At 58.7% G+C, this 13,496-nt stretch carries 10 protein-coding genes; all 10 read right to left on the bottom strand.

Going from position 1 to position 13,496, the window contains the following annotated elements; all coding sequences use genetic code 11:
• Nucleotides 1-197 precede the first annotated feature (197 nt).
• A complete protein-coding gene (gene tilS / locus HCU66_RS04565) occupies nt 198-1,535 on the bottom strand; it encodes a tRNA lysidine(34) synthetase TilS (RefSeq protein ID WP_205887358.1) in 1,338 nt (445 codons plus the stop codon).
• Nucleotides 1,536-1,663: 128 nt separating this feature from the next.
• Nucleotides 1,664-2,611: an acetyl-CoA carboxylase carboxyltransferase subunit alpha gene (locus tag HCU66_RS04560; RefSeq protein ID WP_205887357.1), complete on the bottom strand. Its 948-nt coding sequence runs from the start codon at nt 2,609-2,611 to the stop codon at nt 1,664-1,666.
• A 150-nt stretch (nt 2,612-2,761) separates the two neighbouring features.
• The gene (gene dnaE, locus HCU66_RS04555) at nt 2,762-6,283 is read right to left on the bottom strand and encodes a DNA polymerase III subunit alpha (RefSeq protein WP_205887356.1); all 3,522 of its coding nucleotides are present in this window, start codon (nt 6,281-6,283) and stop codon (nt 2,762-2,764) included.
• A gap of 82 nt (nt 6,284-6,365) precedes the next feature.
• Nucleotides 6,366-7,007 carry a ribonuclease HII gene (gene rnhB / locus HCU66_RS04550; RefSeq protein WP_205887355.1) on the bottom strand — a complete coding sequence of 214 codons (642 nt, stop codon included), beginning with the start codon at nt 7,005-7,007 and terminating at the stop codon, nt 6,366-6,368.
• A complete protein-coding gene (lpxB, locus tag HCU66_RS04545) occupies nt 7,007-8,134 on the bottom strand; it encodes a lipid-A-disaccharide synthase (protein ID WP_205887354.1) in 1,128 nt (375 codons plus the stop codon). Before lpxB ends, rnhB begins: the two co-directional genes overlap by 1 nt.
• Before the next feature lie 2 nt (nt 8,135-8,136).
• Nucleotides 8,137-8,913, bottom strand: a complete 777-nt coding sequence (lpxA, locus tag HCU66_RS04540) for an acyl-ACP--UDP-N-acetylglucosamine O-acyltransferase (protein ID WP_205887353.1) — start codon at nt 8,911-8,913, stop codon at nt 8,137-8,139.
• Nucleotides 8,910-9,350, bottom strand: coding sequence for a 3-hydroxyacyl-ACP dehydratase FabZ (gene fabZ, locus HCU66_RS04535; protein ID WP_007940511.1), 441 nt, complete (start codon nt 9,348-9,350; stop codon nt 8,910-8,912). The genes lpxA and fabZ overlap by 4 nt, the downstream gene beginning before the upstream one ends.
• Before the next feature lie 109 nt (nt 9,351-9,459).
• Nucleotides 9,460-10,515: a UDP-3-O-(3-hydroxymyristoyl)glucosamine N-acyltransferase gene (gene lpxD, locus HCU66_RS04530; protein ID WP_205887352.1), complete on the bottom strand. Its 1,056-nt coding sequence runs from the start codon at nt 10,513-10,515 to the stop codon at nt 9,460-9,462.
• A gap of 3 nt (nt 10,516-10,518) precedes the next feature.
• Nucleotides 10,519-11,022: an OmpH/Skp family outer membrane protein gene (locus HCU66_RS04525; RefSeq protein ID WP_007940508.1), complete on the bottom strand. Its 504-nt coding sequence runs from the start codon at nt 11,020-11,022 to the stop codon at nt 10,519-10,521.
• 45 nt (nt 11,023-11,067) lie between these two features.
• Complete coding sequence (gene bamA / locus HCU66_RS04520; protein WP_205887351.1) at nt 11,068-13,458, bottom strand: outer membrane protein assembly factor BamA; 2,391 nt, start codon at nt 13,456-13,458, stop codon at nt 11,068-11,070.
• Between the last annotated feature and the right edge of the window lie 38 nt (nt 13,459-13,496).

Genomic DNA, 13,496 nt, shown 5'->3' with positions numbered 1-13,496 from the left:
TGCATTAATCACAGTGCACCTTTCAAAAAAACCGCCGCGTTGGGACAGACCGGAAGATGAAACACCGGTAGGTTGCTCGCTACACATTTTTTGGAATCGCCCAGCAAAGACTGCTTGGTAATCGGCAACTGCTGCGATTCAGGAGAATCCACAGAAGTTGTATCAAGAAGGGAGCGTAGTCTACCGGAAAGCCCCATTCAGCTCAAACCTTGATCTTCGATTGGCGGCTGCCAATGCAAATGCCAGCCACCCTGCTCACCGCCATTTAGCCCCCGCAGGTTCGCCGCCGCCAGCAATTGCTCGCCTCTGTAGACCAGCGGCAATCTGCCACGGGAGAAGCCCGGCATGCCGCTTTCGTTGAGCAAACGCTTCAAATCACGGTGGCCACGTTCAGGCAGATCCATGACTTCACCGCCTTCACGATAGCGGATCTGTAACGGGCCATCAGGGATCTGACCGGTGAGTGTGACCATACCGTTATCCGGCAACGCCAGTGATACCGAGGGATCAGCCCACGCCCCCGGAGATGGCGGAGTGCGCAGCCAACCTCCTGACAACCACCAGAGACGCCCGCCAGCACGATGCAGTTCTCCCGCCGCCAGTCGCCAGACCGGACGCGCATCGCCGGTCGCATCGCGCAAACTTTCCCAACCCGACCAATGGTCACTGTCCGGCAAAGACGTCAGCGGTTTGAGCCAATGGCTTAACGCGTTGCGTTGACGCGCGTCAGACAGTTTTTCCAATGGCGCCAGCTCCAGCGACGGTAAACCCAGCCAATCGAAATCACTGACCGTGCTGGCGTGGGCCAGATCGATTTGCGCCAGCTCATCGAGCAGCCCCTGCGCTTCGCTCAGATGCGCAGCGCTGCGAGCCATGGTCGATACCGCTTGCGGCCAGCGCGCGGTCAACACCGGGAACACCTGATGACGCAGGTAATTGCGCGAGAACTGCCGGTCCTGATTCGACGGATCTTCGATCCAGCACAGCTGATATTCAGTAGCGTAGGCCTCAAGCTCGGCGCGAGTGACATCCAGCAACGGCCGCAGCAGCTGCCCCCGCCCCAAAGGACGATCGCTCGGCATCCCCGACAAGCCCCTCACCCCTGCCCCGCGTAGCAGCCGAAACAACAGGGTTTCCGCTTGATCATCACGGTGTTGGCCTGTGAGCAGCACCTCACCGGCTTGAGTTGCGGCGATGAAGGCACCATAACGCGCATCCCGCGCCGCCCGCTCAAGGCTGGCGCCAGGCTCAACCTGAACACGCACAACCTCCAGCGGCACCCCCAAAGCATCACAGACCGACTGACAATGCTCCGGCCACGCATCAGCCGCAGCCTGAAGTCCGTGGTGGACATGAATGGCGGCCAGCGTCGGCAAGGATTCGGTTTTTGCGCGATGTGCGAGAAGGTGCAGCAGGACGGTGGAATCGAGACCACCGGAGAAGGCGATGCGCCAGGTTGTAGCATTGCGCCAAGGTGCAAGCACCTTGAAAAGCCTGGTTTGCAGATCATTGCCACTGTTTGAATGGGCAATCATTTAAAACACCTCTGCCAACAAGAGTGCCAGGATCGCAGCCTGCGGCAGTTCCTACAGGTGATAAGTGCAGGAGCTGCCGAAGGCTGCGATCTTTTGATCGGCAACCCAGGACAAAAGTCAGCCGCAGATCAGAGACCGTAGCTCATCAGACGCTCATAACGGCGGGCCAGCAGCGCGTCGTTGTCGAACTTCTTGAGCATCGCCAGTTGCGAGCTCAGCTCGGCACGGATCGAGGCAGCCGCAGCGGCTGGGTCACGATGAGCGCCACCCAACGGTTCGCTGATCACCTTATCCACAATGCCCAGGCCTTTCAGACGCTCGGCAGTGATGCCCATGGCTTCAGCGGCATCCGGGGCTTTCTCGGACGTTTTCCACAGAATCGAGGCGCAACCTTCCGGCGAAATCACCGCGTAGGTCGAATATTGCAGCATGTTCAGCTGATCGCAGACGCCGATTGCCAGAGCACCACCGGAACCACCCTCACCGATCACGGTGGCGATGATTGGAGTTTTCAGGCGAGCCATGACGCGCAGGTTCCAGGCAATCGCTTCGCTCTGGTTGCGCTCTTCGGCGTCGATGCCAGGGTAAGCGCCCGGGGTGTCGATGAAGGTCAGGATCGGCATCTTGAAGCGCTCGGCCATTTCCATCAGACGGCACGCCTTGCGGTAGCCTTCCGGACGCGGCATGCCGAAGTTGCGGCGCACCTTCTCACGCACTTCACGGCCTTTCTGGTGACCGATGACCATCACCGGTTGATTGTCCAGACGGGCAACACCGCCAACGATGGCAGCGTCGTCGGAGAAGTGACGGTCGCCGTGCAGTTCATCGAACTCGGTGAAGATGTGTTCGATGTAGTCCAGGGTATACGGACGTTTCGGGTGACGCGCCAGACGAGCGATCTGCCAGCTGGTCAGCTTGCCGAAGATATCCTCGGTCAGCGTGCTGCTCTTGTCCTGCAGGCGGGAGATCTCATCGCCGATATTCAGCGAATTGTCATTACCGACCAAGCGCAACTCTTCGATCTTGGCTTGCAGGTCGGCGATCGGCTGTTCGAAATCCAGGAAGTTCGGGTTCATAGGCGTCCGTCTAGGGTCGCGTCCAAGAGAGCTTGGGCCGGCCGGTTGTCTATTCGCGCCCTACCTTAAGGGACAGGCGCGTTCAGGTCGAGATTAAAAATTTGGGTCGGGATCAGATGCGTTCCAATGGTAAGGAATGGCACCTGGCCGTCAACGGTATTGGAGGAAGACGTTGTCTCGCCCGAACTGGTCACGCAGGGCTTGAATCAAGGCATCCGCCGGGTCGATCCGCCAGGTCTCGCCGAACTGCAACAAGGCCTTCGCATCGGGGCTGGTGTAGTCCATGGTGATCGGGCACGCACCGCGGTGACGCTTCAACAACTCGCCCAACCAACGTAGCTGATCGCCCTTGAGGTCCTTGGCATGCAACTTCAGGCGCAGGCTTTCGGCCAGGTTGGTTCGCGCATCTTCCATGCTCATCACCCGCTTGACCCGCAACCGCAGGCCGCCAGAGAAGTCGTCGTTACTGACTTCGCCTTCGACCACCACCATCGCGTCGGTCTGCAACAGCGACTGCGCGGAATGGAACGCGTCGGCGAACAGCGAGGCCTCGATCCGCCCGGAGCGGTCATCAAGGGTGATGAAGCCCATCTTGTCGCCCTTTTTGTTCTTCATCACTCGCAGGGCGATGATCATCCCCGCGACCGTCTGGGTATCGCGAGCCGGCTTCAGGTCGATGATGCGCTGACGGGCGAAGCGACGGATCTCGCCTTCATATTCGTCGATCGGGTGACCGGTGAGGTACAGGCCCAGGGTGTCTTTTTCGCCCTTCAGGCGTTCCTTGAGGGTCAGTTCCTTGGCCTTGCGATGATTGGCGTAGACATCGGCGTCCTCTTCGACGAACAGACCGCCAAACAGATCGGCATGCCCACTGTCGTGGGTGCGAGCGGTTTGTTCGGCCGCCTTGATCGCCTCTTCCATGGCCGTCAACAAGACCGCGCGGTTGCGGTCGATGTTGGCCTGATAGGCTTTCTGCTCGTCGTGGAAATACGGACCAAGACGATCCAGGGCACCACTGCGGATCAAACCGTCGAGGGTGCGCTTATTGATGCGTTTGAGATCGACCCGCGCGCAGAAATCGAACAGATCCTTGAACGGCCCGTCTTGCCGCGCCTCGGTAATCGCTTCGACCGGGCCTTCGCCCACGCCCTTGATCGCGCCCAGACCGTAAATGATGCGGCCTTCGTCGTTCACCGTGAACTTGAACTCCGAAGTGTTCACGTCCGGCGCGTCGAGGCGCAGCTTCATGGTCCGCACTTCTTCGATCAAGGTCACGACCTTGTCGGTGTTGTGCATATCCGCCGACAGTACCGCGGCCATGAACGGCGCCGGGTAGTGGGCTTTCAGCCATGCGGTCTGGTACGACACCAGGCCATAGGCAGCGGAGTGGGATTTGTTGAAGCCGTAACCGGCGAATTTTTCTACCAGGTCGAAAATGTTACCGGCAAGGTCTGCGTCGATATTGTTGGTGGCGCAACCTTCAATGAAACCGCCGCGCTGCTTGGCCATTTCTTCGGGTTTTTTCTTACCCATGGCGCGACGCAGCATGTCTGCGCCGCCGAGGGTGTAACCGGCCATGACCTGGGCAATCTGCATCACCTGTTCCTGATACAGGATGATGCCGTAAGTCGGCGCCAGGACGGGCTTGAGGCCGTCGTACTGGTAGTCCGAGTGCGGGTACGCGAGTTCGGCGCGACCGTGCTTGCGGTTGATGAAGTCGTCCACCATGCCCGATTGCAACGGGCCCGGACGGAACAGGGCCACCAGTGCGATCAAGTCTTCCAGGCAGTCGGGCTTGAGCTTTTTGATCAGCTCTTTCATGCCGCGCGACTCGAGCTGGAACACCGCGGTGGTTTCAGCTTTTTGCAGCAGTGTGTAGGTCGGTTTGTCGTCCAGCGGAATGAACGCGATATCCAGTGGCGGTTCATTGACCTTGGCGCGGTCGCGGTTGATGGTTTTCAACGCCCAGTCAATGATCGTCAGGGTCCGCAGACCGAGGAAGTCGAACTTCACCAGACCGGCCGCCTCGACGTCATCCTTGTCGAACTGGGTTACCAGACCGTCGCCCGCCTCGTCGCAATAGATCGGCGAGAAGTCGGTCAGCTTGGTCGGCGCGATAACCACACCACCGGCGTGCTTGCCGACGTTACGCACAACGCCTTCGAGCTTGCGGGCCATTTCCCAGATTTCCGCGGCTTCTTCATCGACCTTGATGAAGTCGCGCAGGATTTCTTCCTGCTCGTAGGCCTTTTCCAGGGTCATGCCGACTTCGAACGGAATCATCTTCGACAGACGATCCGCCAGGCCGTAGGACTTGCCCTGCACCCGCGCCACGTCACGGACCACAGCCTTGGCCGCCATGGAACCGAAGGTGATGATCTGGCTTACCGCGTTGCGACCGTATTTCTCGGCCACGTAATCGATGACCCGGTCACGGCCGTCCATGCAGAAGTCGACGTCGAAGTCGGGCATGGAAACCCGTTCCGGATTAAGGAAACGTTCGAACAGCAGGTCATATTCCAGCGGGTCGAGGTCGGTGATCTTCTGCACATAGGCCACCAGCGACCCGGCACCCGATCCACGGCCAGGACCGACCGGTACGCCGTTGTTCTTGGCCCACTGGATAAAGTCCATCACGATCAGGAAGTAACCGGGGAAACCCATCTGGATGATGATATCCAGCTCGAAATTCAGCCGGTCGACATACACCTGACGCTTGGCCTCGTAGTCTTCGGTGGTGTCTTTGGGCAGCAGAACGGTGAGGCGCTCTTCCAGACCGTCGAAGGAGACTTTGCGGAAATATTCGTCGATGGTCATGCCATCGGGAATCGGGAAGTTGGGCAGAAAGTGCTTGCCCAGTTTCACTTCGATGTTGCAGCGCTTGGCGATCTCGACGGTGTTTTCCAGCGCCTCAGGCAAGTCGCTGAACAGCTCGGCCATCTCCTCGGCACTTTTGAGGTATTGCTGATCGCTATAATTCTTCGGACGCCGCGGATCGTCGAGGGCGCGACCCTCACCGATGCAAACGCGGGTTTCGTGCGCTTCGAAGTCTTCCTGTTTGATGAAGCGCACGTCGTTGGTCGCCACCAGCGGCGCGCCGATTTTCTCGGCCAGGGCCACGGCGCCGTGCAGTTGTTCTTCGTCGTTGGGACGGTTGGTGCGCTGGACTTCCAGATAGAAACGATCCGGGAACACTGCCATCCATTCGCGTGCCAGGGTTTCGGCTTCGTCCGGATTGCCGCTGAGCATGGCCAGACCGATTTCGCCCTCTTTCGCCGCCGACAGCATGATCAAGCCTTCGCTGGCTTCAGCCACCCACTCGCGCTCGATGATGATCGAGCCATTGCGCTGGCCGTCGATGAAACCACGGGAAATCAGTTCGGTGAGGTTGCGATAACCCACGGCGTTCATCGCCAGCAGGCTGATCCGGCTCAAGGGGTTGTCCGGATCCTTGTTCGATAGCCACAGATCGGCGCCGCAGATCGGCTTGATCCCCGCGCCCATGGCCGCTTTATAGAATTTGACCAGGGAACACATGTTGTTCTGGTCGGTGACCGCCACGGCAGGCATGTTCATGCCGACCAGCGTCTTGACCAGCGGTTTGATCCGCACCAGACCGTCGACCAGGGAATATTCAGTGTGCAGGCGTAGATGAACGAATGAAGCCGGCATAGTGATCCTGTCTAGAAACTAGAAACGTGAAGACAACAAGGCCCGGATTGTACCGGGCCTTGAATAAAACATCAGCCTGCGACTAACCCTCGATCAGGTTTTCCCGCGCTTCGTACGCCAGGCGTACCGGAGCGAACGAGCGCCGATGAATCGGCGTAGGCCCCAGCCGTACTAGCGCTTCCAGATGACCGGGCGTCGGGTAGCCTTTGTGGCCACCGATGCCGTAACCCGGATAAATCAGTTCGAACGCGGCCATTTCGCGATCACGGCTGACTTTGGCCAGAATCGACGCCGCGGCGATGGCCGGTACTTTGCCATCACCCTGGATCACCGCTTCGGCGCGCATCGAAAGTTTCGGGCAACGGTTGCCGTCGATCATCGCCAGTTTCGGCTGAATGTGCAGCCCTTCGACCGCGCGCTGCATGGCCAGCATGGTGGCGTGAAGAATGTTCAGCTCGTCGATTTCTTCTACTTCAGCGCGAGCGACATACCAGCTCAGGGCTTTTTCGCAGATTTCATCATAAAGCGCTTCGCGGCGTGCTTCGGTGAGCTTTTTCGAATCGTTGAGGCCGAGAATCGGTCGACTTGGATCGAGGATCACTGCCGCTGTCACCACGGCACCGCATAGCGGGCCGCGACCGACTTCATCGACACCTGCCACCAGATCTACAACTTCATCGACCAGCATAAAATCCAGGCCCAACTGCTTGCTTGCTTTGCTCATTATGCTCTGCCAATCAGGTTCAGTACCGCATCCGCTGCCTGATTGGAGGCGTCCAGGCGCAGGGTTCGGTGGATTTCGTCAAAGCCTCGGGTCTGCTCCTCGCCACCTTCGATCAGCGGCGACAGCGTCTGGGCCAGGGCTTCGACCGTCGCATCGTCCTGCAACAACTCCGGCACCAGCAGGCGCTGGGCCAGCAGATTCGGCAACGAGACGTAGGGACTTTTCACCATCCGTTTGAGAATCCAGAACGTCAGCGGAGCCAAACGATAAGCGACCACCATCGGCCGCTTGTACAGCAATGCTTCCAGCGTAGCGGTTCCCGAAGCGATCAACACCGCGTCGCATGCCGCCAGGGCCAGATGGGATTTTCCATCGAGCAAGGTCAGCGGCAGATCGCGACCGGCCAGCAGCGCTTCAAGCTGGGCCCGACGCTGCGGGCTGGCACACGGCATGACGAACCGCACACCGGGTCGCATGGCCCGCAGGCGCTGGGCGGTGTCGAGGAACAGCGCGCCTAGGCGCCCGACTTCACCGCCGCGACTGCCCGGCATCAGGGCGACCAGCGGCCCGTCCGGCAAACCGAGTTCAGCCCGCGCGGCACCGCGATCGGCCTCAAGCGGGATCGCATCGGCCAGGGTATGCCCGACAAACCGCACCGGCACACCCTTCTCTTCATAAAATTTAGCTTCGAACGGGAACAGCGTCAGCATCAGGTCGCAACCTTCGCGAATCTTCAACACCCGCTTCTGTCGCCAGGCCCAGACCGACGGGCTGACGTAGTGCACGGTCTTGATCCCGGCCTGACGCAGCTTGAGCTCGATATTGAGGTTGAAGTCCGGGGCATCGATACCGATGAACACATCCGGTTTCTCGGCGATCAGGTCCGCAACCAGTTTCTTGCGGCGGGCCAACAGCTCGCGCAAACGGCCCAGCACTTCCACCAGCCCCATGACAGACAGGCGTTCCATCGGGAAATACGAGGTCAGGCCTTCGGCCTGCATCAGCGGACCGCCGACACCAATGAACTCGACCGCCGGATGCTGTGCCTTGAGCGCACGCATGAGACCCGCACCCAGAATGTCACCGGAAGCCTCACCCGCCACCAGCGCAATACGCAGATTGGCCATGATTAGCGGGTGATGCCGCGGGTCGAAGACTGGATGGAATCACGGAACACCGCGACTTCCGGGAACTGCAGCGAGGGTTCGGCCAGCTCGGCGAGCGCTTGCTCGACTGTCAGGCCCTGGCGGTAAACCACCTTGTAGGCACGACGCAGCGCGTGGATCGCATCTTCGCTGAAGCCGCGACGGCGCATGCCTTCGAAGTTCATGCTGCGAGCTTCAGCGGGGTTGCCGAATACCGTGACGTACGCTGGAACGTCTTTGCCAATGGCAGTGCCCATGCCGGAAAAGCTGTGGGCGCCAATGTGGCAATACTGGTGAACCAGGGTGAAGCCGGACAGGATCGCCCAGTCCTCGACGTGCACATGGCCCGCCAAGGCGGTGTTGTTGACCAGGATGCAGTGATTGCCGATAACGCTGTCGTGACCGATGTGGGCATAGGCCATGATCAGGTTGTGATCGCCCAGGGTCGTTTCCGAACGGTCCTGGATGGTCCCGCGGTGAATCGTCACGCCTTCGCGGATGACGTTGTGGTCACCGATGACCAGACGGGTTTCCTCGCCCTTGTATTTCAAATCGGGCGTGTCCTCACCTACCGAAGAAAACTGGTAGATGCGATTGTGTTTACCGATTCGGGTCGGGCCCTTGAGAATCACATGCGGCCCGATCACCGTCCCCTCGCCGATTTCCACACCTGCGCCGATGATCGACCAAGGGCCGACTTCGACGTCGTCGGCCAGGACGGCCGTCGGATCGATGATTGCGCGAGGGTCAATCAAACTCATAGTTTGCGTTCCGCGCAGATGATTTCAGCGGAGCAGACTGGCTTGCCATCGACCGAAGCCTGGCATTCGAACTTCCAGATCTGACGCTTGCAGCTGATGAACTTGGCTTCAAGGATCAGTTGATCGCCCGGCAGCACAGGCTGACGAAAGCGCAGTTTGTCGGAGCCGACGAAGTAGTAAAGGGTGCCGTCGGCCGGTTTCACGTCCAGCATTTTAAAACCAAGGATCCCGGCAGCCTGAGCCATCGCTTCGATGATCAGTACGCCCGGCATGATTGGATGCGCGGGGAAGTGACCATTGAAGAACGGTTCGTTGATGCTGACATTCTTGTAGGCGCGAATGCGCTTGCCTTCCACATCCAGATCCACGACCCGGTCCACCAGCAGGAACGGGTAACGGTGAGGCAGGTATTCGCGAATCTCGTTGATGTCCATCATTTCGGGGGGAAGCCTATGTAAAGATTGGGAGCGCGCGACTGACGCGCACTCCTCTAGCAAATCAAGGGAGGCAGTCTAGCGGCTGTGCACACTTGATATGGAAATGGTATCAGCCATCTGATGAAGCATTACCGTCAGGGGTCACGTCCCCTACACGCTTTTCCAGCTGTCGCAGGCGTCGCGCGATGTCATCGAGCTGACGGATGCGTGCCGCGCTTTTGCGCCATTCGGCTGCCGGTTGCATTGCCGTACCGGAAGAATAGGAGCCCGGCTCGGTAATCGAGTGGGTCACCATGGTCATCCCGGTCAGGAAAACGTTGTCGCAAATGTCGATATGCCCCACCAGCCCTACGCCACCGGCGAGCATGCAATGCTTGCCGATTTTGGTGCTGCCGGAAATTCCCACGCACGCGGCCATGGCAGTGTGATCACCGACCTGAACGTTGTGGGCAATCTGAATCTGATTGTCGAGCTTTACACCATTACCAATGACGGTATCGGCCAGCGCGCCGCGATCAATAGCGGTATTTACGCCGATTTCCACGTCGTCTCCGATCGAGACGCCGCCGATCTGGGCGATTTTCTGCCAGACACCTTTTTCGTTGGCAAAACCGAAGCCTTCACCACCGAGCACGGCACCGGATTGAATCACCACCCGTTTGCCGATGCGCACGTCGTGATACAACGTGACGCGCGGGGCCAACCAGCCGCCCTCGCCGATTTCGCTGCGTGCACCGATGAAGCAATGCGCGCCAACGGTCACACCGGCGCCAATACGCGCTGCACTTTCGATCACTGCAAAGGCACCGATGCTCGCCGCTGGATCGACCACCGCATCCGCTGCCACCACCGCCGCCGGATGAATACCGGCCGGCGCCTTGGGCTTGGGATCGAACAGGTGGGAAATGCGCGCGTAGGCCAGATACGGATCAGGCACCACCAGTGCATCACCGGCAAAACCTTCAGCATCGGCGGCCTTCAGCAATATAGCTGCAGCCTGGCTGCCGGCCAGGTATTTACGGTAGTGAGGATTTGCCAGAAAGCTCAACTGAGCTGGGCCAGCCTCTTGCAAAGTGGCTAGCCCAGTAATTTCCTTCTTCGGGTCGCCTCGTAAAGTGGCGCCGAGGAACTCGGCCAACTGGCCGAGCTTTATAGTCGCTGTCATGGGTTATTTCAGCTGATTCATGCGCTCGATAACCTGGCGAGTGATGTCGTACTGCGGTTTGACATCAATCACTGCGCCACGCTCGAAGACCAGGTCATAAGCACCTTTCTTGATGACTTCTTCCACAGCGCTGTCCAGTTTCGGCTTGAGCTGCTTGAGCATTTCACGGTCGGCAACGGCTTTGGCTTCGTTCAGTTCCTTGGACTGGAACTGGAAATCACGGGCCTTCTGCTTGAACTCGAGCTCCAGACGCTCACGCTCGCCTTGCTGCATCTTGTCGCCGCCAGCCATCAGACGGTCCTGGATACCCTTGGCGCTGCTTTCCAGGCTCTTGAGCTTGGTCAGCTGCGGGCCAAACTTTTTCTCGGCATCCACGGCGTACTTCTTCGCCGCGTCAGATTCCAGCAGTGCCATCTGATAGTTCAGAACGGCGATTTTCATGTCGGCAAACGCCGGACCTGCGACCAGTACGGTCGCCAGGAGAACCAATTGAGTCAACTTACGCACGATGCACTCCTACAAAATCCATTGTCGTTATCTTGGGTCAGACGCTTAGAAGGTCTGGCCGAGGGAGAATTGGAACACTTGAGTCTCAGCGTCATCCGGTTTCTTGATCGGCATGGCCAACGCGAAACTCAAAGGACCCAGTGCAGTGACCCAGGTCACGCCGACACCGACGGAGCTCGCCAGGTTGCTCAGGCTGATGTCGTTGCACTGCGTCGCAGAACTGGAACCAACATTGGCGTTCGTCGTCTTCTCGCATTTAGAGTCGAATACGTTACCGACATCCCAGAATACCGAAGTACGCAGGGAGCGCTGGTCCTTGACGAATGGCATAGGGAACAGCACCTCGACACCACCCTGCATCAGCACGTTACCACCGAATGGCAGCGGATCCTGGTCCGGGTCGGCAACTGTACCGGCGTTACCTGTTACATCGGCGCCGCGGCTAGGGGTACTGCGAGGCCCCAGAGTACTGTCCTTGAAGCCGCGCACCGAGTTGAAGCCACCCGCGTAATAGTTTTCATAGAACGGCAAGCCATCGGTCGAACCGTAACCATCGCCATAGCCCAACTCGGTGTGCAGCCGCATGGTGTAGTTTTCGGTCAACGGCTGGAACAATTGACCACGATAATCGAGCTTGAAGAACGACAGGTCACTGCCAGGCGTCGTGGCTTCCAGGGTCAGGCTCTGGGAATGACCCCGGGTCGCCAGTACGCCCTTGTTCAGGGTGGACTCGGACCAACCGGCCGAAGCCTTGAAGTTCAGGTAGCTATCGCCTTCACGGTTAACGAAGTCGAAAATCTCGTCAACGGTGTACTGACCGGTCTTGATATCGTCCTTCTGGGCAGACAGGCCGAAGGTCAGACGCGAAGTCTCGCTGATCGGGTAGCCAACATTCACACCAGCACCCAAGCTATCTACCGCATAGCTGGTGAGGTCGGCGTCAAGCTCATCATAATCGGTAGTGCGATAGAAGGCGTTATAGCCAAGGCTCACACCGTCAGCAGTCCAGTAGGGGTCGACATAACCGAAGTTATAGCGGCTCTGGTATTCACTGCGGGTCAAGCCAACGCTGACCTTGTTACCAGTACCCAGGAAGTTGTTCTGCGTGATCGAACCACCGAGGATCAAACCTGCGCTCTGGGCGAAACCGACGCTGGCGGTAATCGAACCGGAGGCCTGCTCTTCAACGCTATAGTTCACATCAACCTGGTCGTCGACACCGGGTACGGCCGGCGTCTCGACGTTGACTTCCTTGAAGAAGCCCAGACGCTCAAGACGAGTCTTGGACTGGTCGATCAGGTAGGTCGAAGCCCAGCCGCCTTCCATCTGGCGCATTTCACGACGCAGTACTTCGTCTTCGGACTTGGTGTTGCCACGGAAGTTGATGCGGTTCACGTAAGCACGTTTGCCCGGATCGACAGCGAAAGTGATATCAACGGTGTGGTCGTCATCGTGAGGCTGAGGCACGCCGTTGACGTTGGCGAAGGTATAACCCTCGTTACCCAGACGACGGGTGATCAGTTCGGACGTGGTGGTCATCAGCTTGCGCGAGAACACCTGGCCTTTCTGAACCAGCAGCAGGGACTTGACCTGATCTTCAGGCACTTTCAGGTCGCCGCTGAGCTTGACGTCACGAACGGTGTACTTTTCGCCTTCGTTGACGTTGACGGTGATATAGACGTGTTTTTTGTCCGGGGTGATGGACACCTGGGTCGACGCGATATCCATGTTGATATAGCCGCGGTCCAGATAGTAGGAACGCAGACGCTCCAGGTCACCGGAGAGTTTTTCACGGGCGTACTTGTCATCGTTCTTGAAGAACGACAGCCAGTTGCTGGTCTTGAGTTCGAACAGGTCGATCAGGTCTTCATCCGGGAAAACCGTGTTACCCACCACGTTGATATGCTGGATAGCGGCCACGGTGCCTTCGTTGATGTTGACCTTCAGGGCCACTCGGTTACGCGGCTGGGGCACCACTTCGGTGTCGACGGTAGCCGAGTAACGGCCCTGAGCGACGTATTGACGCTGCAGCTCGTTACGCACGCCTTCGAGGGTGGCGCGCTGGAAGATCTCGCCTTCGGCCAGACCGGATTGCTTGAGGCCTTTCATCAGGTCTTCAGTGGAGATCGCCTTGTTGCCTTCGATCTCGATACTGGCGACTGACGGACGCTCGACTACAGTGATGACCAGGACGTTGCCATCACGGCCCAGCTGGATATCTTGAAAGAACCCGGTCTTGAACAACGCACGAGTGGATTCCACCAGGCGACGATCATCCGCCTGTTCGCCGACGTTCAACGGCAAAGCACCAAAGACACTCCCCGCGGAGACCCGCTGGAGGCCATTGACGCGAATATCAGAGATAGTGAAGGACTCGGCGTGAACTTCGGCGATCATCAATACGGTGAGAACCGCAGTTAGCAGCAGACGTTTCATGAAGTCCTTTCTTATTCCAACTGGCAATAAAAACTGCC

Source organism: Pseudomonas frederiksbergensis (genome assembly GCF_017114915.1).
In the GTDB taxonomy this organism is placed as follows: Bacteria; Pseudomonadota; Gammaproteobacteria; order Pseudomonadales; family Pseudomonadaceae; genus Aquipseudomonas; species Aquipseudomonas frederiksbergensis_I.
This window is presented reverse-complemented; position numbering and strand designations above follow the sequence as displayed.